This window comes from Pseudoalteromonas sp. S408, assembly GCF_005886645.1.
Classification (GTDB): Bacteria; Pseudomonadota; Gammaproteobacteria; order Enterobacterales; family Alteromonadaceae; genus Pseudoalteromonas.
The window spans coordinates 22,923-45,809 of record NZ_PNDY01000021.1 but is presented as its reverse complement, the minus strand read 5'-3'; the positions used below and the strand labels follow the sequence as shown (position 1 = coordinate 45,809).

Genomic DNA, 22,887 nt, shown 5'->3' with positions numbered 1-22,887 from the left:
AATTATATGCAGTTTATAACACTAGACTCTGAAAGATTAACGCCTTCAAAAGTGGTGTGTGTGGGTCGAAATTATACAGCCCACATTGCAGAGTTAAATAACGAAACTCCCGATGAAATGGTGTTATTTAACAAACCTAATAGTGCCATTACTCACTCTTTAAAAGCGCTTCATAATGATGATGTTTTACACTACGAGACAGAATTATGCTTTGTAGTAAAAAATAAAAAGTTTGTAGGTATAGGATTAGGCCTTGATTTAACAAAGCGTACCGTACAAAGCAAATTAAAAAATAAAGGGTTACCTTGGGAGCGCGCAAAGGCATTTGATGGCTCTGTTATTTTTAGTGATTTTATTGTGGTAAGTGATAGCACTCAACAATTTACATTTGAGCTAAAAATTAATGGTGTTGTTACGCAACAAGGCGATACTCATTTTATGTTGCATAAACCCGATGCAATTTTACAAGAGATTAGCGAGTTTATGCACTTAGACGATGGTGACGTAGTGATGACTGGCACCCCTTCAGGGGTTGGTGAGGTTGTTGCAAACAGTACATTTACTGTTGCTTTATTCGCTAATGAGCAGTGTTTGTTGGAACAGCAATGGAAGGTTGTTCAAAGTTAATAACCTGCTGTTGATAATGTTTATTAAAGTCAGCAAAATTAGAGTTTAAAAAAATATGCTGGCTTTTAATGTATTCAGGTGATTGTAAAATGGTCGCCTTTAATGCGTCATTAATTTTTTTTATAGCTTGAGATGCAAAGTTATTTTCTGCTTTTACAGCACAGCCCAGAGCACCTCGTATAAAGTCAGTTTCGTTCCCAGCCAAAGGGAGACTAACTATGTTATTAAACCTTTCTTGTTTATTAAAGTAGTCTGCCATAAATGGGTAATCAATAGAGTAATCTATAAAACCATGACTTAAGCGCGCAATGACAGCCTGGCTTTCATTTTCACTACTCCAACTAAGTGACGAGCTATTATTGCTTTTTGTATTGCTAATAATTGTGTTTATTTTATTTGAAAATTTACGCGCAGCAGCTTGGCCGTAAATGTAGTGTTGATCGGCTAATAAATTAATTAAATTGATTGGTGAGCCATATTTTTTGGTCAATTTAGGGGCTAATTCTTTAGTTGTTAATACGGAAAATGGTGGGTAAACCGTTGTTGGGTTTGATAGTTTGAGTATGTGATTATTATTCTTTTTATAAATAACACATGGAAAGCATACATTTTTACCTTCATTTAAATACTTATTAATACGCTGCTGTGGAACAACAAGCCGTGTATGCTTTACATCAGTGATAGTGTTAATTAGTTGCTCTGTCAGGTTATCGCAAAGACCTCCCTGTGGCGCTTTATCGCTTTTAGTTATGTGAAACGGAGGGGTGTAGCTTTGTAGCCAAATTATTTCTTTAATGGGCTCTACTTTCTTAGCAGTGCCAAGCGCTGTAAACGATATAAGTAACAAACTAATTAATAATACGCGTTTTGCCATTGCACAGACTTTTTTTAAAAAGTAATACTTTTAGTATAGGTAATAATTAACAATAATAAACATTCATTTTTATTAGTTTTAAAAAAAGCAGGTAGTGATTTACCTGCTTTAATATTAATTTTAAGGTACAAACTTAAGCTAATAAGGCATAGGGAAGTTTTTAAAAATAGTTCCTATTCCTGCTAAGGTTTCGTCATCTAAAGTAATGCTAAATGCGTCTATGTCTTCTTTTAACTGCGCCATAGTCGTAGCGCCAATGATAGAAGACGTTACTCCATCAACCTGATTACACCACGCAAGAGCAAGTTGTGCAGGCGTTATGTTGTTTGCATATGCGAGCTCGGCATATTGCTTAGTTGCTTGCTGAGCATTGGGCGTATCTCTAAATATTCCGTTTCGCTGTGCAAAGCTCCATCGAGAACCTTCAGGACGAGCACCATTAAGGTATTTACCTGTTAATAAACCGGCCGCGAGGGGGGACCAAGGTAAATAGGCAATATCTTCATGTACACATTGCTCAATTAAATAGGGCCAGTCTTTAGCATGGGCTAAGCTAAATTCATTTTGAATAGACACCATGCGTGGCAAGTTATGCTCTTTGGCTAAGCTTACAAATTGACTTATACCCCAAGGTGTATCGTCAGAAAGCCCGCAATGTTTGATTTTACCCGCTTTAACACAATCGTTAAGGCCTTCTAAAATATCAAGCATGCCAGCTTGGTGAGCGTGCGTATCTACATCACTAAATTTAAGTACTCCTGGCCACTGCCTTGCAAAATGTGGCGTTGAACGATTAGGCCAATGCAGTTGGTACAAATCAATATAATCGGTTTGCAAGCGCTTGAGGGAATTATCAACCGCCTCTATAACTGCTTGGCGCGTTATATCGCCACCACCTCGTACCCACGATAGGCCATTACCTGCTATTTTTGTTGCCAGTACTATGTCGCTACGTTTTTGTTGATTACGAGAAAGCCAGTCGCCAATAATATGTTCTGTTTTACCGTAGGTTTCGGGTGAGGGAGGAACAGCGTACATTTCAGCTGTATCAATAAAATTTACGCCTCGATCTAATGCATAGGCTATTTGCTCGTCTGCATCGCGTTGGGTGTTTTGAACGCCCCAGGTCATACTGCCTAAGCAGACTCTTGAAACATCAACACCGCTACTACCAAGTGGGCTGTATTGCATAAAAATTCCTTATTACTCGTCTTGGGCGTATTTTACTAAGGCTGATAAAAGTGGCTCTGTAATAGGCGCTTTTGCACCCGTTTTAAAATCAAACATGACTACTTTTGATGTGCCTGTAGTGGTTATGGCATTTTGTGCGTGACTAAATATACTGTAATTCATAACAAATCGGTCGGTTTTAATATCTGAAATAGTCACGCCAACAGTTAGGGTGTCTGGAAAGGTAACCGGGCGTTTATAGCGAACCGTATTTTCACTTATTACAGGGCCAATACCACCAGGTTTAATGGTGTCGAATAAGTTTAGTTTATTTAAAAAGTCTATTCGGGCTATTTCAAAATAACGCAGGTATACCACGTTGTTAACGTGCTGAAGGGCGTCCATGTCGGCCCATGCTACAGTGATGTCGGTATGAATTGGGTGATTATCTTTGAACCTTTGCATGTACTTATAGCTCTTAACTTTAAAGCACTTAGGTTATCAATATGAACTAGCGAGCTCAAGGGAATTTGTAATTAGGTGGTTTTAAAAAACTTTGTAACCAATTGATTTTGGTATACAGTTAAAAAACACACACAGGAGCACACACATGCAAAATATAATTAATTGGTTATTAGCTAGTTTAGTTTTTATAGCGTCGTTTACCTGTTATGCAATGGGTAACGCCTCTGGTGCTATTATTCTTATTTTGGCAGGGTTCTTTTTTGAAGTTTTGCTTTGGCTACGAAGCATGAAAGAGCAAGAAAACAATAAACGTCTTTTTTAATTGCCACTAAGCTTGATTATCAATAGTGATTACATGATAATAACTGTGTAAATAAACAGTATTTATTGTGGTGATGAAAAAGTTTATACACATAGATATGGACTGCTTTTATGCGGCGGTAGAAATGCGAGACAACCCAAAGCTTGCAAATGTACCGCTTGCTATTGGCGGCAACAGTCGGCGCGGCGTGTTATCTACTGCCAACTATATAGCCAGAGAGTTTGGCGTGCGCTCTGCGATGTCTAATTACCATGCTAAGCAATTATGTCCTGATTTGGTTATTGTGCCCGGACGTATGGCTGTTTATAAAGAAATATCGAGCCAAATACGCGAAGTGTTTAGTCGCTATACCCACTTTGTAGAACCACTTTCTCTTGACGAAGCTTACCTTGATGTTACTGACAGCCAAGCCTGTAAAGGCAGTGCTACACTTATTGCTCAGCAAATAAGGGCTGACATATATAACGCTACAGGATTAACAGCTTCTGCGGGTGTGGCCCCCGTTAAATTTATTGCTAAAATAGCCAGTGACGAAAATAAGCCAAATGGCCAATTTGTTGTACTACCTAATGAGGTTGACCAATTTTTGGAACAGCTGCCGCTAGGGAAAATTCCCGGTGTGGGGAAAGTGACATTAGAGAGGTTAAATCTTAAAGGGCTTTATATTGGAAGGGATGTGCGTGAAAAAGGGGTGAACTGGATGCAGCAGCATGTGGGTAATTTTGGTGTATCGCTTTATCAAAAATGTGCGGGAGAATACATTGGTAGCGTTTCAACTGAGCGGATACGTAAGTCGCTAAGTGTTGAACACACCTACGAATACAATAAAACCAGCCTCCAAGAATGTTTGGATCAGATCCCTAGCTTAATTGATGAATTAACGCGTAGGCTTGATAAGCAACAATTACAAAGTCGTATCAACAAACTGAGTGTAAAAGTGAAATTTGCTAATTTTGTGGTTACGTCAGCCGATCAGGCTTATCACCAATTAAATACCGAAATTTTTGTACAGTTACTTACTAAGGCGTACCAACGAGGGTTGCAGCAGCCTGTTAGGTTATTAGGTATTGGCGTCGGTATTAAAAGCCAGCCAGAGCGTAACTTACAATTGAGCATTTTGGATTAATGCGTAAAATTTTTAACAAGCGTTTTAGATAAATTAAACGCTTATCGCATCTTACTGGTCTTCAATATACAAATCGACGATAATAAAGGTCTATGTTTTTAACAGGATCTGTATTTATGGCATACCCTAAAGCCGTGTTAGCCCAAGTAACAAGCGCTAGCCTTGAATGTGCATCACATGACGCACTGATCATCATAAGTGATGACTTTTCTCAATTACCTAATAATTCGCTACGCGATGCAGTTTTAGCTCAGTCAAAAATTGATGCGCGTATTGGCAAGCAAGTAACCTTACTTGTTATTGACAATAAGCGCGTGATTTTAGCACCAACAGGACCATTAAATAGAGATTACGACGATGTGCGTCGTTATTTTGATGCCGCTAAACTTGCAATTAATGAAGCTAAGTTATCAGGTAGTGTAAACCCGGCCTTATTTTTACCTAGCTTGTCAGGTGATAGCCGTTATCAGTATGCGCTAGAAGTTGCATTTTTAGGTATGTGCCAAGCGCTTTGGCAGCCATTAGAAGCACGTGAGCACCATGGCGAGGGCATTGAACCGATAGCCACTATTGGGTTAATTAATGCGAGCTCGCAGACAGTTAAAGCCGTTAATGCGATTGCGGCTGGCCAGTATGCTGCTCGTGATTTATGTGGTACTGAGCCTGAGCGTATGGCGCCCCCTCGCTTTGCAGATTATTGTGTTGATTTATTTAAAGGCACAAATATAGCAGTTGATGTTATTGACAATATTGCCGACATTGACAAAAACTACCCTATGTTAAGTACTGTTGCGCGTGCATCCTATTCGGTTGAACGCCACCACCCACGCGTTGTAAAACTTGAGTATGTACCTGAAGGCGAAGTGACCCGTACACTTATGTTTGTTGGTAAAGGCCTTGTTTACGATACCGGCGGTGCTGATTTGAAAGTGGGTGGTTACATGGCTGGTATGAGTCGTGATAAGGGGGGGGCTGCGTCGGTTGCAGGCTTTATGAAGGCCGTTGCTGATTATCAACCAAAAGGTGTAAAGGTTATTGCTTACTTAGCGGTAGTGCGTAATTCAATTGGGTCTGATTGTTTTGTACCTGATGAGATAATTACCAGCCGTGAAGGTGTGCGCGTACGCATTGGTAATACTGATGCTGAAGGACGTTTGGCAATGGGTGACCTATTAAGCGAAATGAAAGATTTAGCTAAAACAGAAGTTAATCCTACACTGTTTACCGTGGCAACGCTTACAGGTCATGCTGCACGAGCTATGGGACCTTATGGTGCCTATGTAGAAAATGGCCCAGCACGGCTTGCTAAAGTGTCTCGCCAAATTGCTGATTGTGGTGATTTATGGGCAGATGGTGCTGAAGTATCGCGCTCGCGCCGTGAAGATTACGATTTTATTAAGCCACGTACCTTAGCAGATGATGTACTTTCAAGTAATAACGCCGCTTCAGCGGTTACTGCACGTGGTCACCAGTTCCCTATGGCGTTTTTAGCTGTTGTTGGCGGACTTGATAAACACGGAACTGACGCTGCACAGCCATTGCCATACGTGCATATGGATATTGCAGGTAGCGGTGTTGAAGGCGGTGATTGGCAACATGGCAAACCAACAGCGGCTTCTGTTGCTAGTTTATTTGCCTGTTACTGCTTATAAGTAGTTAACTGCTTAGATTAAAAAGCCCTGTTTAACAGGGCTTTTTTTATACTCAATGTAATTTAAACCGATTAACAATAGATGAAAGCTCTGTACTACTTTGTTTGAGCTTGTCACTTGCGCTGTTAAGTTGCTTGGTGTTATCTAACGACTGTTCAGTTGATTGAGATAAATCGTTTATGCGTAAGTTTACCTCATCTGCAGCTTGAGTTTGCTGCTCTGTTGCACGTGCAATTTGGCTGTTCATTTCAGTGATAATAGAAACGAGTCGTTCTATTTCATTAAGTGAGTTATTAGCAGAGGACGCCTGTTCAACAGTTGATACAGAAAGTGTTTGGCTAGCTTTTACTGCGTCTACAGCCGCACGGGTACCTTCTTGTAGCTTACTGATCATTGATTGAATTTCATCCGTGCTTTGCCCCGTTCTACTGGCAAGTGTGCGCACTTCGTCAGCAACTACTGCAAACCCCCGGCCATGTTCACCCGCTCGTGCGGCTTCAATTGCAGCATTCAGTGCGAGTAGGTTTGTTTGCTCCGAAATACTTCTAATTACATCAAGTACAGAGCCTATGTTTTGGCTTTCATTCGCTAAATCTTCAGTTACACGGCTTACTGTTTCAATGTTTGCTGAAAGTGTTTCTATGGCGGTTATTGTTTCTGCGACGACATGTTTACCCGTTGATGCATTTTGTGCTGCATCGTTAGCTGCTTGCTCTGCGGCTTCTGCGTTGCTACTCACATCATGTATTTGGTGGGTCATTTGCTCCATTGCCGCTGCAACTTGTGTCGAGCTGTCGTTTTGTAGCTCTATGAATGATTGGCTAGTTTTTGTTGAATCGTCAACGGTGTGGGCGTGTTCGTTAACATCGTTTGCACTTTTTGATACGTGTTCCAAAGATTCACGCATTTTAGAAACAAATAAATTAAATGAATGCGATAGCTTCGAAATTTCATCGTTACCTTCTTCATTTAAAGTACGTGTTAAGTCGCCTTCACCCTGCGAAATATCTTTCATCATATTGGCAGCAAGTCGCGTCGGTAGTAACACACTTCGCCCTATAAAGTAGCTAAATGCAATAACAGCTACAATCATCACCACAGCATTTAAAATAATAAGATTACGTTGAGAGGAAAAGGCCGCATCAATGGTGTCTAAGTAAACACCTGAGCCAATTATCCATTGCCATTGGTTAAACCCTTTTACAAAGGCGATTTTATCAACGGGTTGCTCTTCGCCGGGTTTTGGCCATTTGTAAGGGATAAAGCCTTCGCCGTCTTTTTTAGTAATGTTTACCATTTCAACAAACAACGCTTTACCGTCTGGGTCTTTATTGTTTGTTAAATCTTTACCCTCAAGGGCAGGTTTTATTGGGTGCATTACCATTTCTGGTTGGTAGTTGTTTATCCAAAAATAATTAGTTTTATCGTAGCGAAGGGCACGTATTGCACTTATTGCCTGCGTTTGTGCCTGCTGCTGTGTGAGTGTATTGTTTTGTTCGAGTGTGTAAAAGTGTTCAATAATACTATAAGCGGTTTCCACTACATTTTGTGTTTTTAGGTATTGTTCGTATTTAAGGGCTTTATATTGGTTATTTAAGCTAGAAACACTCAACACAATTAAGCCAAAAATAACAATGCCAACCAACATAGCAAAACGCTGAAAAATACTAAAACGTCGAAGATTAAGCATGTGCGTATCCTTTATTTATTTGCACAAAAAAGTGCATCAAATAAGTTTAGTAAAAATATGCATTTAATCTAGGGGATGTTTATCTTTTGAGGGTTAATTTCGATCTTTATAGGAACCATTGAACAAAGGCTGAGTTTAAGATTGGCTTTAAATAAAAAAGGCTGATTAAAAATCAGCCTTCATAAGTAAGTTACTGTTTGTTATTTAACATCAAAATGACGGTTAAAGAAATTCGTAATAGTTTGATGTAAATGAGTTTGAACCTGTTTACCGCGTAAACTATGCTTTGAACCTGGGTAGGTCATCATTTCAAACTGCTTTTCACTGTCTTGCAGTTGTTTGAATAGTTTAGTTGCATGGGTAAATAATACATTGTCGTCTGCCATACCGTGGTAAATCATCAGTGGCCCTTTAAGGCCATCGGTGTATGGAAATACTGCGCTGGCTTCATACCCTTTTGCATTCGTATCAGGGTGACCCAAATAACGCTCGGTGTAATGGGTGTCATATAATGCCCAATCTGTTACTGGCGCACCTGACACACCGGCATTAAAGTAGTCACCAGCTTTAAACATGGTCATTAATGCCATGTAACCACCGTAACTATGGCCATATATGCCAATGCGCTTAGCATCTACGTAGTCAAGTGTACGTAAAAATTCGACCCCTTTAATTTGGTCTGCTACTTCAACGTCACCTAGGTTTTTGTATATAGCGTCTTCAAACTTTTTACCACGGTTGTACGAACCACGGTTATCAAGTTGAAAAATCACATAACCTTGTTGCGCCATATATTGAAAGTATAAATTTTTGCTACGCCAGCTATTTGTAACGCGCTGAGCATGTGGACCGCCGTATACATTTACAATGACAGGGTGTTTCTTACCCGCGCTCATATTAGTTGGTTTGAATAGGCGGTAATGCATTATTTGACCATCTTCAGCTTTAATTGTCCCGTATTCAGGTTTAGCTAAATTACTAAGGTAAGGAGTAAGTGGATGGTTGTTATCTAGCTTGTTTTCTTCAAGCCATGTAATAAATTCGCCGTTAACTTTGCGCAGTGCCGCTGAGTTTGGTTTGTTCACTGAAGAACTTGTATCGATGAACGTTTTACTATCTTTTGCAAGTACGACGTTGTGGTACTGGCCTTTTTCAGTGATTCGTTTAGAGTCGCCTTTTTTAAATAAAGGCGCGCTGTATAAATGGCTTTCAAGTGGTGTATCTTTTCTGCCTGCAAAGTACACTATGCCTTTTTTCTCATCAACGCCTTTTAAGCTATCAACAGCCCAGTCACCCGATGTAATTTGACGAACTAACTGTCCATTTGTGCGGTAAAGGTACAGGTGCTTAAATCCATCACGCTCAGACGCCCACACAAAGTGTTTTTTGTCTTTTAAAAAAACGAGGTCAAAATGCAGGTTGATCCATGTATCGCTGTTTTCGGTTAGGGCTACTTTTTGCTTTTTAGACTCCGAGTCATAAAAACGTAGTTCTAAAGTTTGCTGTGAGCGGTTTTGCCATTGGTAAGAAAGCGTTTTGCTGTCTTTTAACCATTTAGCACGGGCAATGTATATGTCTTGATTTTTACCTAAGTCAATCCAATCAACTTTTTGATCGTTTAATTTAACGACACCTAACTGAATTTTTACGTTGTCGGTACCGGTAAAAGGGTAGCGCTGATTAAATAATTTTACTTCGTCGGCATATATTTCGTTACGAATAGCTTCTTTAACAGGGGATTCATCAACACGGGTGTAAGCGATTTTAGTTTCATCACCAGACCACCAGTAACCTGTCATGCGGCTCATTTCTTCTTGCGCTACAAACTCAGCCATGCCATTTTTAATAACGCCGCCGCCATCTTGGCTTAATTGAATTTCTTTACCTGAATGAAGTTCTAACGCATATAGATTTTGCTCTCGTATAAACGATACGTAGTTACCTTTTGGCGAAAAGCGTGCGTCGGTTTCAAATGCTTCTGTGTTGGTCAGCTTTTTACTTTTAGCTGAGGCTAAGTCGTAGTAATACAGATCACCATTAAGCGGAAACAAAAGCGCTTTGCCATCGGTTGACCATGTGTACTCTAGGATGCCTTTGCCAAAAATACGTTGGCGTTCACGGCGTGCTTTTTCTTCATCAGATAGGTTTTCAGGGCCAGAAAATAATTCGGCTGAATCGACTAATACGCGATTAGTGTTATCGTCTAGGTTATATTCCCACAAATCGTAACGGTTGTAGTCGTCAGTTTTACCTTGTAAATAGGTTACACGACTTCCATCTGGCGAAAATTTAAGTTGAACGGGAGATTTACCTGACAGGCTTGGGTCATCAAAAATCCGTTCTAGCGATAAAGGTTTTGCTTGAACACTGATAGCACCAACAATAAGTGGTACAGCAAGTGAGAGGTGTTTTATTTTTTTTAGCACAAGGTTACCTTAGCTCAGTATAAATATTATTTTGAATGGTAAAGCCAAGCGTGTGCAACTGCAACTAAATGCTATAAAGTAGCAATTATTAAAGATTAACAAGGATAAACACAATGACTGAGAGTCAATTTGAACTGGCTGTTGAACTTCAACGAGATTGTATCGAGTTAGCCGATTGGCCTCTTTGCAAGGTGCTTTTATTAAACGATAGCCTGTATCCTTGGTTTGTATTAGTACCAAGGCAAGCTGGTTTAAAAGAAATAATCGACTTATCTGAAGACGATCAAGTGGTGTATTTAAAAGAGTCTGCAAAACTAAGTAAGTTACTTATTGAGGTTTTTAACCCAGATAAATTAAACGTCGCGGCTTTAGGGAATATGGTGCCGCAACTACACATTCATCATATTGCACGATTTAAAACTGATAAGGCGTGGCCTGCGCCAATATGGGGTAAGTTTGCGGCAGTCCCTTACACTGAAGAACAAATAGAAAAAATAAAAGCACGTTTTTAAAAGCGAAAACATTTACACAAGTGAGGATTAAAATGAAATTACTTAAAACCCTGACTACGAGCTTATTTGTTATTGCGTTATCGGGCGGTTATGTTGCTGCTACTGAGCAGGTAAATAATACCGAGGTTGTAAAAAAAGCTGATATTAAGAACTTTGCTGTTCATAGCAACCTTGTGTATTCGGCTGCACAGCCCAGCAAAGAGCAATTAAAGCAATTATCTAAAGCAGATGTGAAGCACGTTATAAATTTACGTGGGACAAATGAACAAGATTGGGATGAAGGTGAGTTTGTTCAAACGCTTGGTATGGATTATCACGCATTGCCTATTTCTGGTGCCCAAGATATTACAGTCGCGAATGCACGCAACTTAGCAAATTTACTTAAAAAACTAAACGGTGAGCCGGTTTTGGTTCATTGTGCTAGTAGTAATCGAGTTGGGGCTTTAGTTGCTATTTCAGCCCATGAAGACGGGTTAAGTATTGAAGAGGCGCTTGAAAAAGGAAGGCGCTGGGGAATGAAGAGCCTGGAATCTAAAGTGCGAGATGTTATAAGCAAATGAAACTAAAGGCGTTACACAGTTAATTGTAACGCCTTTTTAGTTTTAGTTAAGACCAAGTACGTCTTTACCTTGCTTAAATGTGACATCTACTGGAATGTTAGCTTGGCTTAGTTTTTCTAAATCTTTGGTGAGTGACTCTTTAATATCACCATGGGTTGCAATTAGCTGGTCGACTTTTTGGTAATCGCCGTCACCTTGCAAAGTTAAAATTAGACGAGAAAGCTTAGCCATAGCAATACTCATCTTTTCCATGTTGACGCGGTACAAGCCTTCTTCATTTTTAGAAAATGCGCCTTCTTGTGCAAAAAAGTTAAAGCGAATCATATTCGCTTTCCCGTGTGCACTTGACGCACCAAAACGCACTGAGCGGAAAATGCCGGCCATAAAGGTAATGTAGTAATCTTCAATAGTTCCTTCGCTGATCTCGCCTTTATTTAATAACTGCTCAACCATGTATAAACCTAAAATGTCGGCTTTACCTTCTTCAAGTGCGCTTGCGTGCTCTTGTAATGATTGGCGAACCGTTCCTTTACCTGTGATCGTATTTTTAATACCTAAACCATGCGCTACTTCATGAAACATGGTGTTAGCAAAAAAAGCATCAAAGGTAATGTGCTTTCGTTGCTCAGGCACAATTAACTGCTCTGAAATAGGTACTAATATTTTATCAAATTTAGCGCGCATGGCATTTTTAAGTTGTAGGCGGCGCGTGCCTTTTTCTAACTGAACTTGCTCATCGTTTGGTAAGTTGATTGCAATGGTTTTGCTGCCGGCATTTGAATGACCAGCATAATAAACAACGTCATACGCGTTTAAGTCTGCATCTGATCCGGGGACTTCATGTTTATATTTGTCATCAACAGGTAAACCTTTTTGAAGCTCAGGTAAAAAGGCTGCAAACTTGGCAAGACGCTCGCTCCATTTTAAATCTTTAATTAATACATAAGATTCATAGGCAGTACGATAACCAAATAATTGGTCTTCGTAGGTTTCAATTGGCCCAATAACCACATCGATTGGGTTATTTTTCATGTCCATCCATGCAAAGTCAGATACCTGAAAATCATCTTTTTGAAGCGCGTCAGCACGGAGATTTAAGTAATTTGCAAATTCTTTATTGTCGGCAAGTTTGCTGGCTTGGCGAAGTAGGTCGGCTGCTTTTGCAAGTTCTGTTGCGTACTCTTTTGAGTAAGGCACGCTGTAAAGCTTACCTTGTTCGTCGCGTTTAATAATTGAGTAGAGGCCTGTTTTATCTTCTACGTCCGCGTTATTAAGCTCTTCTTTAGTTATATCAGCAGGGTAAAACTGTGCACCCAGTGGCTTTCCTTTATAGCCTGAAAGAAACGTTTCATCGCCATTTAAACGATCCCACGGGCCGTAGTTTATATCGGCAAATTTGCGAATTTGTTGATCAGTTAGTTTTGCTAAAAAGGCATCTTTATCTTCACCTAATGCTTGTTTCCAAAATAAGGCATCCATTATTTTTGATGCGTCTATCAGAATAGCAACCATTGCCTTTTGATTGTCACTTAAGTGTGATAAATCGCTTTGTAAGCTAAAGTCGGTGTATATGTCTAAGCGTTGTTTATCAACATTAATAAGCTCAGGCCCCATTACTTTTACGGGTGTTTGCGATGTGGTCTCTGAAGATGATGACGGTTGTTCTGAACATGCACTCAGAAAAACAACACCAGAGAGTATAATGGCTTGGCTAATTTTATTTAAGATCATTATTTTGCCTATTTAAAAGTTAATTTAATAATGGGTAGACGCTTGTTTTGGGGCTCATTGGCGGCACGCTACTATATTGTGACAGCATTAAAGCAAACCTAAACAGTAAATAGCAAGTATTAGGCGGTGTATGGTAATTGTGTTGTTGAAAATAAGAGAGCAAAATAAAATTATATAATTTCCTTAACTTTAACGGTAAGTTAGGCAATACTGATTGTAAGTTCATTATTATAAAAATTAACTGTTGTAGCGTGTAGTACTATTACAACTAAAAGGATGACTGCTTTATGTCTACAGAGAATGCATTATTAACAATATTAGTTGATAGAATAAATAACGATACACTTGTATTACCTACATTACCTGAAGTTGCGGTTAAAGTTCGCCAAGCTGCAGACAACCCTGAAGTTAATTTAATGCAAATGTCGGAGGTTATTTCACAAGATCCTTCGTTATCTGCTCGTATGATTAAAGTAGCTAATAGTGCAATTATGGGACGTGCGGTTAAGGTATCTACCTTACATCAAGCAGTTACCCGCATTGGGTTGCGTCAAATTAAAAACATAGCGACAGCAATGGCTATGGAACAATTATTTGTTTCTAACAATGATCTTATCAAAGGCTATATGGGTAAAGCGTGGCAAAAAACATTAACGGTGGCGAGTCATTCAATTACGTTAATGGAGTTTTACTTACAAAATAATAAACGTACGTCGTTAAATCGAGATTCAATTACGTTAGCGGCTTTAGTTTATAACATTGGTGTATTACCTATATTAACTGAAGCTGAGCGCCACCCTGAGGTGTTTGCAAATCCTAGCTTTTTAGCACATGCTATTCAAAAGCTAAGTGGCAAAATTGGGTCATCAATCATGGATGCGTGGGAATTCCCTGTTGAGTTTTCAAATGTGGCATTAAGTTGGGCTGACCCAAGCTATAAACCAGAACAAATAAGTTATGTAGATTTTATTCGAATTGGGGCTATTTTAGAGGGGACTTTACAGGTATCTGATAAATCAGCAGCTCTACAAACTTATATTGATAAAGGTGTTATTTCATCTATGCAGTTGTTCTCAAGCGATGAATACAATGAAATGCTTGTAGACGTAAAAGACATGTTTAGCTAATTAAGCCTTAAATTTAGCGTAATAAAAAAGCACGATTAAATATCGTGCTTTTTTATTACTATTTAACGCGTGCTTAGGGGGTAACTAAATCGTCAGCATCGCCTAAACCTTGGGTTAGCTCTTCTAGCAATTGTTTAATTTCTTCAGATGCTAAAATAAAATCGGCATCAAGTTTTACTGCCATATCTTCTTTAGGTATGTCAGCGTTTTCTTCTTTTAATGTATCTGAATAACTCAAACGTTTGATTGAACCATCATTTTGCAACATGAATTTAACACGCTCTTGCCAATCGAGGGCTAGTTTAGTAACGCGTTTACCACTTTCAAGGTGTGATTTAACTTCATCACACGACAGATCATGGCCTTTTAATTTAACTTGCGCGCCACTGTCATCAGCTTCTTCAAGTTCAGCGTCAGAGCCAATTGCAAAGCCTTCTGGTGTGGTAAAGTTAGTTAGCCAATCAGTTAAAAATACATCAAGGTCATAATTTGCAAATGCAGGCACGACAGGGAGTGTACCTAATGATTTGCGTAATAGTGCTAAAAGCTCTTCAGCTTTATTAAAGCTTGCACTATTTACTACAACCCACCCATTTTCTTGGTCAATAAATGCAAACTGTAGGCTCGACTTTTTAAATGCTTGAGGAAGTAAGGTATGAAGAATATTTTCTTTTAATTCGTCTTTTTCTTTCTTTTTAACTGGACGATTTTCTTCAGCTTCGATTTGGTCAACTTTTTCGGCAACTAATTCATTTATTACAGAAGCCGGTAATACTTTTTCTTCGCGTTTAGCACATACTAATATACTCTTTTGAGAGAAGTGAGAAAGTGCTTCGCTATGCTTTCCAAATGCTTTAGTCCAGCCAAAGGTAGAGAGCTCTTGGCCTGTACAAGGGCGAAATAGGTCTTGTTCTAGAGCTTTATCAAAGTCTTCTTGTGTGTACGAAACATCTTGTTTAAAGCGGTAACAAATAAGGTTACTAAACCACATAGGGGAGATAATCCATCTGAAAAATTTGCTCAATCATAGCAATAAAAATCGTTCCTCGAAATGACTGATTAACGACTATTTAAATTAACTTTAATTGAATATAGAAAGTGGTTTAGCCATATTTTTAGGAAACTGAATAAAGTAATGCAACCCTTCACCAGGTTCACTTGTTGCCTCAATTGAGCCGCTTAAAGTTTGCTTAACTAAATTAAACATTATGTGAGTGCCCAAACCACTTCCACCTTCATCGCGTTTGGTGGTGAAAAACGGGTTAAACAGTTTTTCAAGTTGATCTGGTTGTACTCCATTACCATTGTCTTTGTAGTCAATGGTTAAGTTTTTTTCGTCACTGGTAATAGTAATATCCATTACACCATTGGTTTTACCTTCAAAACCATGAATAAGTGAATTAACTATGAGATTGGTAAATATTTGGCTTATGGCGCCGGCTGGCAAATTTAATACTAGGTCATCGGGGCATTGCAGATTGATAGTGTGCGATGTTTTTTTTAATTTAGGGTGAAGCGAGCGTATTACTTCATTTACATAATCTTTAAAGTTTATGGTACGCACAGCCTCACTGGCTTGGTCTACAGCAATTTGCTTAAAACTTGCAATGAGGTCTGAGGCTCTATCTAAATTTGTTGTAAGCAAGCTTGTGCTTTGCTTAGCTTCGTTAATGAATTCTTCTAATGCTTTAGGGGAAAGTGTTTTTTCAGCATAGGCACTTTCAAGCTTATTTAAGCGCTCTTCTAAAAATGATACCGCGGTTACACCAATGCCGATGGGGGTATTTATGTCGTGGGTGATCCCCGCAACTAACCCTCCTAAAGCGGCCATTTTTTCTGTACCAACAAGTCGTTCTTGAGCAAGTTTTAGCTCGTCAATGTAACGTTGCGATTCTGTTTGTTTTGTGAGCAACTCTTGCTCGGTGCTTCGGCGCAAGTCTATTTCATCGGTAAGGACTATTTTTTGTTTTTCTAATTCATATTTTTGCTGTTGTAATTCCATCATTGCTTGACTTAAATTAGACGTTTTACGGGCAACATCTTGCTCTAGCTGAATATTATGTTGGTCTAATTTTTCGTTGCTCACAATTAATTTGCTTTGAGTTCGCTCGAGCTCTTTTCTGTACTGAACAACCTTATCGATTAGGTTATTAAAAGATTGCTCCATTACTTTAAGTTCATTGTGCTCTTCGGTCTCAATTTCGATGTGTTGCCCTTCTAGCTCATCGAGTTGTAGGTTTTCGATTTGTTCGGTGAGTTGATAAAGTGGGTCGGTGAGTAATTTTCTAAACGCCATTAAGAATAAAATAATTAAAAATGTTGTTTTAATCATGGCATTACCAATCAAAAAGTAGATTGATACCATTATTCTACTCAGTACCACTTCTCTGCTGGAGAATAACGTTACATCACCTACTTGCGTAGCCCGTCCTGAAAATTCAAAAATGAGTGGGAAGGTATAGCCAAATAACCCTGATTTTGAGTCTTCCAACATGGCTTCTTCTTGAACAAGTTGCTGGCTGTAGAGCTTATGGATATCTAAAGAGCGGCCAAGTTGTGAAATAACCTCGCCACTATCATCACGCACAATAATTCCCTCAATCATAGGAATAGCTAGCAGGCCCTCTGCGGTCGTTATTGTTTGCTTTGTATTAAGCTCCCAAATTGCTCGTGTTAAACTGCGGCTAAAGGTTTTTTGCAAAGTGGCAAGTTCATCTTTAATGTAATCTTTAGTATTTATGTACTCGGCAAGTACCTGCCCGCATGTCACTACAAAGGTAAGCAAAAAATAGACCGATAACACACTGGTCAGTAATCTTTTAGAAAGGCTTTTTTGTAGCATGGGGTATCAATAATTCCTTGAACTTTAATTAAGTATTTGCACTACTATTTAAAATCTAGTCAATAAATGCTTAAAAACAAATAATAAATGATTTATTTTATGACAAATAAAGGCTGATTTTTGTTTTTGTTTATTACACACTACCTATATCGGAGTGTTTATATATTATTGATAAACTAATTGTTGTTTGTTTTTTATGCATTTTCGCAATAGTAAACTATCCCTTTTAGCTTGTTAAGTTTATTCAATAATAGATTGTTACAAAATGTGGACAAAAAGCACAGGTATTTTGTAGTAAATATAGGTACCATTGTACAAAAATACGACCTTGCTACCGACCGTTGTCCTTAACGACATTAATTATGCTTATTTAGTAGTTTTATAATATGAATTTTTCTATTTTAGTGTGTGATGACTCAACAGTTGCACGAAAACAAGTAATCAGATGTTTGCAACAGTGTATAAATGCCGATATTCAGCAAGCTACAAATGGCGCACAAGCGATTGAACTACTAAAAACGAACCGTTTTGATTTGTTATGCCTAGATTTAACCATGCCTGAAGTTGACGGCGTTGGCGTTCTTGAATACATAAAAACAAACAAGATTGAGTGTTTTGTACTTGTTATTTCTGCTGATATACAAGAGAAAATGAAGTTGCGAGTGGCTAAATTAGGCGCTATCGATTTTATAAACAAACCAATAGATAAAACACGAATGAATGGTATTTTGCATAAATTTGGCATTCACTAGGTTTTTTTATGTTAAAAAAGGCTGTTTTATCTTTTAATTTGCGCTTGACAGCATAGCCTTTGTTAGTGCAGTCTTACCCCATGAAAACATTTAATCGCGTACTGACCTTTATTATTACAACCACCATTCTTTCTGGATAGTGGCATAGGTCGGTGCAACAAATTTAAAGGCCTGTGTTCACTTAGAACACAGGCCTTTTTTCGTTTTATGGAATGAGGAACATAAACAATGCGCGTTTTAAAATTTGGTGGGTCATCACTTGCCGACTTTGCTTGTCTTGAGCAGGTAGCTCAATTAGTTAAAGCACAATTAAAAGATGAAATGCTATTAGTCTTATCTGCACCCGGTGGGATGACTGATTCATTGGTTTCACTGGCAAGTGCTGCAGAGCAAGGCCATGACTTTGGCCCTTTATGGGAGGCATTAACTGGACGTTGTGATGAGTTGAAATCAGCCGTAGAAAAAAAGTATGGCGCAATTGAAAGTTGGCCAGATTTTGACGCGCTAAAAAATAAGCTTAATGGTGTGTCATTAATTAAGTGCTGCCCTGAACAGGTGCGCGCTTATATTATTAGTTTTGGCGAGCGTGTTAGTGTATCGCTTATGCAGCGATTATTAAGCTCACATCAAGCAGTGTATTTAGAAGCGACTAGCTGTGTTGCATCAACAGGTGGCTACATAGATGCAGAGGTTGATTTAGTAACAAGCAAAGCGCGTTTCCAAGCTGTGTTAAAAGAAAGCCCAGCCACGATTTATATTATGCCAGGTTTTACAGCAAGCAATGATAAAGGCGAGCTGACTACCCTTGGCCGAAATGGCTCTGATTACTCTGCAGCCATCGCTGCGGCTTGTTTAGAGGCAGATGTTTGCCAAATTTGGACTGATGTTGATGGTGTTTACAGTGCAGACCCTCGTTATATCAAAAAAGCCACTAAAGTCGATTTCTTGTCTTACAAAGAAGCAATGGAGCTTTCTTATTTTGGTGCCAAAGTTCTTCATCCAAAAACTATTTTGCCGTGCGCTAAAGCCGGCGTTCCTTGTGAAATAAAAAATACGCACAACCCTGACGCGCAAGGGTCACTAATCGGTAATGATTATTCGTCAGACGAACCGGTAAAAGCAATTTCAAGTCTGCAAGACCTTGCTATGCTAACTGTCTCGGGCCCAGGCATGAAAGGCAAAGTGGGCATGGCCTCAAAAGTATTCAATGCGCTGGCTCATGACAACGTGTCGATTGTGTTAATCACACAATCGTCGTGTGAATTTAGCATTAGCTTTTGTGTACATGAAAGCGATTTAACCCTTGCATTAACAGCATTGCAAACGGCTTTTGAACTTGAATCACAAGCAGGTTTGATTGAACCTGTGCAAGTACAGCGTAATTTAGCCATAGTAACGCTTGTAGGCGATAACATGCGCGCGCACCGCGGTTTAGCGGCTAAATTTTTTGCATCGCTTTGCCAAGCACAAGTAAATATAGTGGCAATTGCACAAGATTCCACCGAAAGCGCTATCTCAGCTGTGATTGATGGAGAGTTATGTAACGACGCAGTAAAAATATGCCATGAGAACTTTTTCACACATGTGCCATCAATCGATGTGTTTTTGCTTGGGTGTGGTTTAGTAGGGCAAGAGCTTATATCTCAATTAGAGCGTCAACAAGCATGGCTTGAAAAGCGCAATATAAAACTTAACTTGTATGGCGTTGCAAACTCGCGTCAGCTACATCTTGATAGTGAAGGCATTGCGTTTAGTGATTGGCAACAAAAATTAGCTGCATCAGAGCAAGCGTTTGACTTAAAACTTGTTGAGCAATTTGTTAAGCAAAACCACTTAGTTAACCCTGTGCTGGTGGATTGCACATCGTCTGATGCACTGGCGGCGCAATATGTTGACTTTTTAAATGCCGGTTTTCATGTTGTCGCAGCCAACAAAAAAGCAACAACTAGCTCGTACACTTACTATCAAGATTTAATAGCAGCAACGCAAAAAAACAATCGCAAATTTTTATATGAAACCAACGTAGGTGCGGGGCTCCCAGTCATCGACAATTTACAGTCGTTATTTGGCGCGGGTGATGAGCTACTTGAATTTAGCGGTATTTTATCTGGTTCGTTATCTTACATGTTTGGTGCACTTCAAGATGGTTTGTCATTGTCAGAGGCAACCATAAAAGCAAAAGAAAGTGGTTTCACAGAGCCAGACCCTCGAGACGATTTATCAGGAACGGATGTTGCGCGTAAACTTCTCATTATTGCGCGAGAAGCAGGTATGAAACTAGAGCTAAGCGATATTGAAGTTGAGTCGGTATTACCACAAGGATTTGCCGAAGGAGACAGTATTGATGAGTTTATGGCAAAACTGCCAAGCTTAGATGCTGACTTTAATACCCGTATAGAGCAGGCAGCAAGTGAAGGAAAAGTATTGCGTTACGTGGGTACAATTAAAGAAGGGCACTGTAAAGTAGGTATTGAGGCGGTAGATTCATCACATGCGCTTAATGTTATTCGTGATGGTGAAAATGCACTGGCTATTTTAAGCCAATACTACCAACCACGCCCATTTGTTATTCGTGGTTACGGTGCGGGTTCTGAAGTAACTGCTGCAGGTGTATTTGCAGATGTTTTAAAAACGTTATCGCGCTAGGAGTAAAAAATGATTGAAGTATATGCACCTGCGTCTATTGGTAATTTTGCAGTTGGATTTGATGCATTGGGTGCCGCACTTTCGCCAATTGATGGCAGTTTATTGGGTGACGTAGCGGTTGTAAGTGCAGCGACTAATGATGAGTTTGTCTGTTCTGGCGAGTATGCTCATAAATTACCGGGTGATGCGAAAGAGAACTTAGCATATCAGTGCTTAGTGCATTTCAGAGCGCACGTTGCTCCATATATGCCTTCAGTAAAGCTTGAACTTAAAAAAAACCTGCCAATTGGCTCAGGGTTAGGATCAAGTGCTTGTTCGGTTGTTGCTACATTTGCAGCGCTTGATAAATTTGCAAAAACACAGTTGAACCAAGTTGAGTTAATTGAGTTGATGGCAGATTTTGAAGCCGTTGTAAGTGGCGGGCGCCATTACGACAACATCACACCATGTTATTTAGGCGGCTTGCAGCTAACTGGCGATTTAATTCCTAATAAATCGATAGAACTTCCGGTTGATGAAAATTGGTATTACGTCGCGGCGTTTCCAGGCTTTTCGCTTAATACGGCAAAAGCGCGCTCTGTATTACCTAAAGAGCTTAGTATGCATGCAAGCATTGAGTTTGCGCAGCGTTTATCGGCCTTTAGTAGCTTGTTACTAACAGCACGTTTTGACGATGCATTAAGCATTATGAAAGATGAAATAGCAGAGCCATATCGAGCGCCACTTATTACTGGCTTTAGTGAGGCCAAAGCAAGTTTACCCGCACTGGGTGCTGAAATAGTGAGTATTTCAGGTGCAGGCCCTACGTTATTTACTGTATGTAAAACACTGGAAGCGGCTGAGCAATGCGCCAAATGGCTAAAAGATAATTATATAAATGAGCAAGGCTTTTGCCATATTTGTAAGTTAGATAACGACGGCACGCGTCAATTAAATGTTTTATAGGAAAAGAAGTCATGCAATTACATAATTTAAAAGATAACTCACAAAAAGTGTCGTTTGTTGAAGCAGTAAAAACAGGACTCGGGCGTAACCAAGGTGTATTTTTTCCTGAATCTTTAGCGCCATTGACTGATGTTGATGCACTGCTTGATATGGATTTTGTTACGCGTAGCGGCAAAATATTATCGCATTTAATTGGTGATGAGTTGCCAAGTGACACCGTTGCCGCCATGGTTAAAAATGCGTTCAACTTTCCAGTTAAGTTAGTCGAGGTAGAGGAAAATATCTATTGTTTGGAGCTGTTTCATGGCCCTACGCTTGCCTTTAAAGATTTTGGTGGGCGCTTTATGGCTGAATGTTTAGCGCAGTTTAACCAAGGCGAGAAGGTTACAATTTTAACCGCAACATCAGGTGATACAGGTGCAGCAGTAGCGCATGCATTTTATAATAAGCCAAATATCGATGTGGTTATTCTTTACCCTAAAGGCAAAATTTCGCTGGCTCAACAAAAGCTATTCACTACTTTAGGCGGTAATATTCATTGTTACGCAGTTGATGGTAGTTTCGATGATTGCCAAGAGCTTGTTAAAAAATCGTTTTTAGATGACGAGGTAAAATCAACACTTGGCCTTAATTCTGCTAACTCAATCAACATAAGTCGATTAGTAGCGCAAGTGTGTTATTACTTTGAAGCAATTGCGCAACTGCCAAAAGAAAAGCGTGCAACAGCACATATTTCTGTACCAAGTGGTAACTTTGGTAATGTATGCGCCGCCATGATTGGTGCTGTAATAGGGTTACCAGTAGGAAAGCTAAGTGCAACTACTAACCAGAATGATACAGTTCCACGTTTTATGCTAGACAAAAACTGGGCACCAAATACAACGCTTGAATCGCTTTCAAATGCGATGGACGTAAGTAAGCCTAACAACTGGCCACGAGTGCAAACTATGTTGGATAACAACTGGTTTAGTTACGACAACTTTTATTCAATTAGTGTTGACGAACAAAACACTCAAACAGTGATGAAAAATATTCATCAAACAGGGTATGTTGCAGAGCCACATACAGCAATTGCATACCAAGGTTTAGTTAATAACCGAGCACCAGGTGCTGCGGGTATCTTTTTAGCAACTGCACATCCGGCTAAATTTAAAGAAAGCGTGGAAGATATATTAAATATCGAGCTTAATATGCCAAAACCACTAAGTGACGCATTGGCTAAACCATGCCTAGCAAGCGATATAAACGCCGATTATGACGCGTTACGCACAGAAATACTGGCTAAGTTAGGTTAAATAAAAAGCAAAAGTTAAAGCGGCTTAGGCCGCTTTTTTTGTATGTTTTAAACCGTGAAACAGCGTTGTCAATTAACTAATTAAATGTAATAAATGAAAAACATTTAAAATAGTTATGTAAGTTA

The 22,887-nt window shown here is 39.3% G+C and carries 19 protein-coding genes; 11 read left to right on the top strand and 8 right to left on the bottom strand.

All coding sequences use genetic code 11. From position 1 onward, the window contains the following. Positions 1-6 precede the first annotated feature (6 nt). Entirely contained in the window at positions 7-627 is a 621-nt protein-coding gene (locus CWB62_RS15120; RefSeq protein WP_138529757.1) for a fumarylacetoacetate hydrolase family protein, read from the top strand. Here the strand turns inward: CWB62_RS15120 and CWB62_RS15115 are convergent. The 3 genes from CWB62_RS15115 to CWB62_RS15105 form a co-directional block, all read right to left on the bottom strand. After that, positions 578-1,501, bottom strand: a complete 924-nt coding sequence (locus CWB62_RS15115; RefSeq protein ID WP_138529755.1) for an ABC transporter substrate-binding protein — start codon at positions 1,499-1,501, stop codon at positions 578-580. The two genes, CWB62_RS15120 and CWB62_RS15115, sit on opposite strands and share 50 nt — an antisense overlap. Before the next feature lie 138 nt (positions 1,502-1,639). Next, positions 1,640-2,692, bottom strand: a complete 1,053-nt coding sequence (locus tag CWB62_RS15110) for an aldo/keto reductase (protein ID WP_058404243.1) — start codon at positions 2,690-2,692, stop codon at positions 1,640-1,642. Between the two features lie 12 nt (positions 2,693-2,704). Then, a complete protein-coding gene (locus tag CWB62_RS15105; RefSeq protein WP_058404244.1) occupies positions 2,705-3,136 on the bottom strand; it encodes an acyl-CoA thioesterase in 432 nt (143 codons plus the stop codon). Positions 3,137-3,281: 145 nt separating this feature from the next. Between CWB62_RS15105 and CWB62_RS18655 the strand changes: the two genes are divergently transcribed. The 3 genes from CWB62_RS18655 (at position 3,282) to CWB62_RS15095 (ending at position 6,236) form a co-directional block, all read left to right on the top strand. Continuing rightward, positions 3,282-3,458 carry a hypothetical protein gene (locus CWB62_RS18655; protein ID WP_171034614.1) on the top strand — a complete coding sequence of 59 codons (177 nt, stop codon included), beginning with the start codon at positions 3,282-3,284 and terminating at the stop codon, positions 3,456-3,458. Between the two features lie 73 nt (positions 3,459-3,531). Further along, complete coding sequence (gene dinB / locus CWB62_RS15100) at positions 3,532-4,584, top strand: DNA polymerase IV (protein WP_138529753.1); 1,053 nt, start codon at positions 3,532-3,534, stop codon at positions 4,582-4,584. A 116-nt stretch (positions 4,585-4,700) separates the two neighbouring features. Continuing rightward, on the top strand, positions 4,701-6,236 hold the full coding sequence (locus tag CWB62_RS15095) for a M17 family metallopeptidase (RefSeq protein ID WP_138529751.1): 1,536 nt from the start codon (positions 4,701-4,703) through the stop codon (positions 6,234-6,236). A gap of 52 nt (positions 6,237-6,288) precedes the next feature. On the opposite strand, the gene CWB62_RS15090 is transcribed toward CWB62_RS15095, so the two are convergent. Both CWB62_RS15090 and CWB62_RS15085 read right to left on the bottom strand, forming a co-directional pair. Then, positions 6,289-7,926 carry a methyl-accepting chemotaxis protein gene (locus CWB62_RS15090; protein ID WP_058404246.1) on the bottom strand — a complete coding sequence of 546 codons (1,638 nt, stop codon included), beginning with the start codon at positions 7,924-7,926 and terminating at the stop codon, positions 6,289-6,291. A 200-nt stretch (positions 7,927-8,126) separates the two neighbouring features. Next, entirely contained in the window at positions 8,127-10,352 is a 2,226-nt protein-coding gene (locus CWB62_RS15085) for a S9 family peptidase (RefSeq protein WP_058404247.1), read from the bottom strand. Between the two features lie 113 nt (positions 10,353-10,465). Here CWB62_RS15085 and CWB62_RS15080 point away from each other — a divergent pair, with 113 nt between their 5' ends. Together CWB62_RS15080 and CWB62_RS15075 are read left to right on the top strand one after the other, a co-directional pair. After that, entirely contained in the window at positions 10,466-10,864 is a 399-nt protein-coding gene (locus CWB62_RS15080; RefSeq protein ID WP_058404248.1) for an HIT domain-containing protein, read from the top strand. A gap of 32 nt (positions 10,865-10,896) precedes the next feature. Beyond that, positions 10,897-11,424: a protein tyrosine phosphatase family protein gene (locus CWB62_RS15075; RefSeq protein ID WP_058404249.1), complete on the top strand. Its 528-nt coding sequence runs from the start codon at positions 10,897-10,899 to the stop codon at positions 11,422-11,424. A 42-nt stretch (positions 11,425-11,466) separates the two neighbouring features. Here CWB62_RS15075 and CWB62_RS15070 read toward each other — a convergent pair whose 3' ends face one another. After that, on the bottom strand, positions 11,467-13,155 hold the full coding sequence (locus CWB62_RS15070; protein ID WP_138529749.1) for a DUF8614 domain-containing protein: 1,689 nt from the start codon (positions 13,153-13,155) through the stop codon (positions 11,467-11,469). Positions 13,156-13,442: 287 nt separating this feature from the next. On the opposite strand from CWB62_RS15070, the gene CWB62_RS15065 reads away from it, so the two are divergent. Further along, positions 13,443-14,282, top strand: a complete 840-nt coding sequence (locus CWB62_RS15065; RefSeq protein ID WP_058404251.1) for an HDOD domain-containing protein — start codon at positions 13,443-13,445, stop codon at positions 14,280-14,282. A gap of 73 nt (positions 14,283-14,355) precedes the next feature. Here the strand turns inward: CWB62_RS15065 and rdgC are convergent, their stop codons facing one another. After that, positions 14,356-15,273, bottom strand: a complete 918-nt coding sequence (gene rdgC / locus CWB62_RS15060; RefSeq protein WP_058404252.1) for a recombination-associated protein RdgC — start codon at positions 15,271-15,273, stop codon at positions 14,356-14,358. A gap of 90 nt (positions 15,274-15,363) precedes the next feature. Then, entirely contained in the window at positions 15,364-17,124 is a 1,761-nt protein-coding gene (locus CWB62_RS15055) for a sensor histidine kinase (protein WP_138529747.1), read from the bottom strand. Positions 17,125-17,510: 386 nt separating this feature from the next. On the opposite strand from CWB62_RS15055, the gene CWB62_RS15050 reads away from it, so the two are divergent. The 4 genes from CWB62_RS15050 (at position 17,511) to thrC (ending at position 22,762) form a co-directional block, all read left to right on the top strand. Further along, positions 17,511-17,876, top strand: a complete 366-nt coding sequence (locus CWB62_RS15050; RefSeq protein WP_058404254.1) for a response regulator — start codon at positions 17,511-17,513, stop codon at positions 17,874-17,876. 228 nt (positions 17,877-18,104) lie between these two features. After that, complete coding sequence (gene thrA, locus CWB62_RS15045) at positions 18,105-20,522, top strand: bifunctional aspartate kinase/homoserine dehydrogenase I (protein ID WP_138529744.1); 2,418 nt, start codon at positions 18,105-18,107, stop codon at positions 20,520-20,522. Between the two features lie 9 nt (positions 20,523-20,531). Beyond that, on the top strand, positions 20,532-21,467 hold the full coding sequence (thrB, locus tag CWB62_RS15040) for a homoserine kinase (RefSeq protein WP_138529742.1): 936 nt from the start codon (positions 20,532-20,534) through the stop codon (positions 21,465-21,467). Between the two features lie 11 nt (positions 21,468-21,478). Continuing rightward, entirely contained in the window at positions 21,479-22,762 is a 1,284-nt protein-coding gene (gene thrC, locus CWB62_RS15035; RefSeq protein ID WP_058404257.1) for a threonine synthase, read from the top strand. Positions 22,763-22,887: the final 125 nt, after the last annotated feature.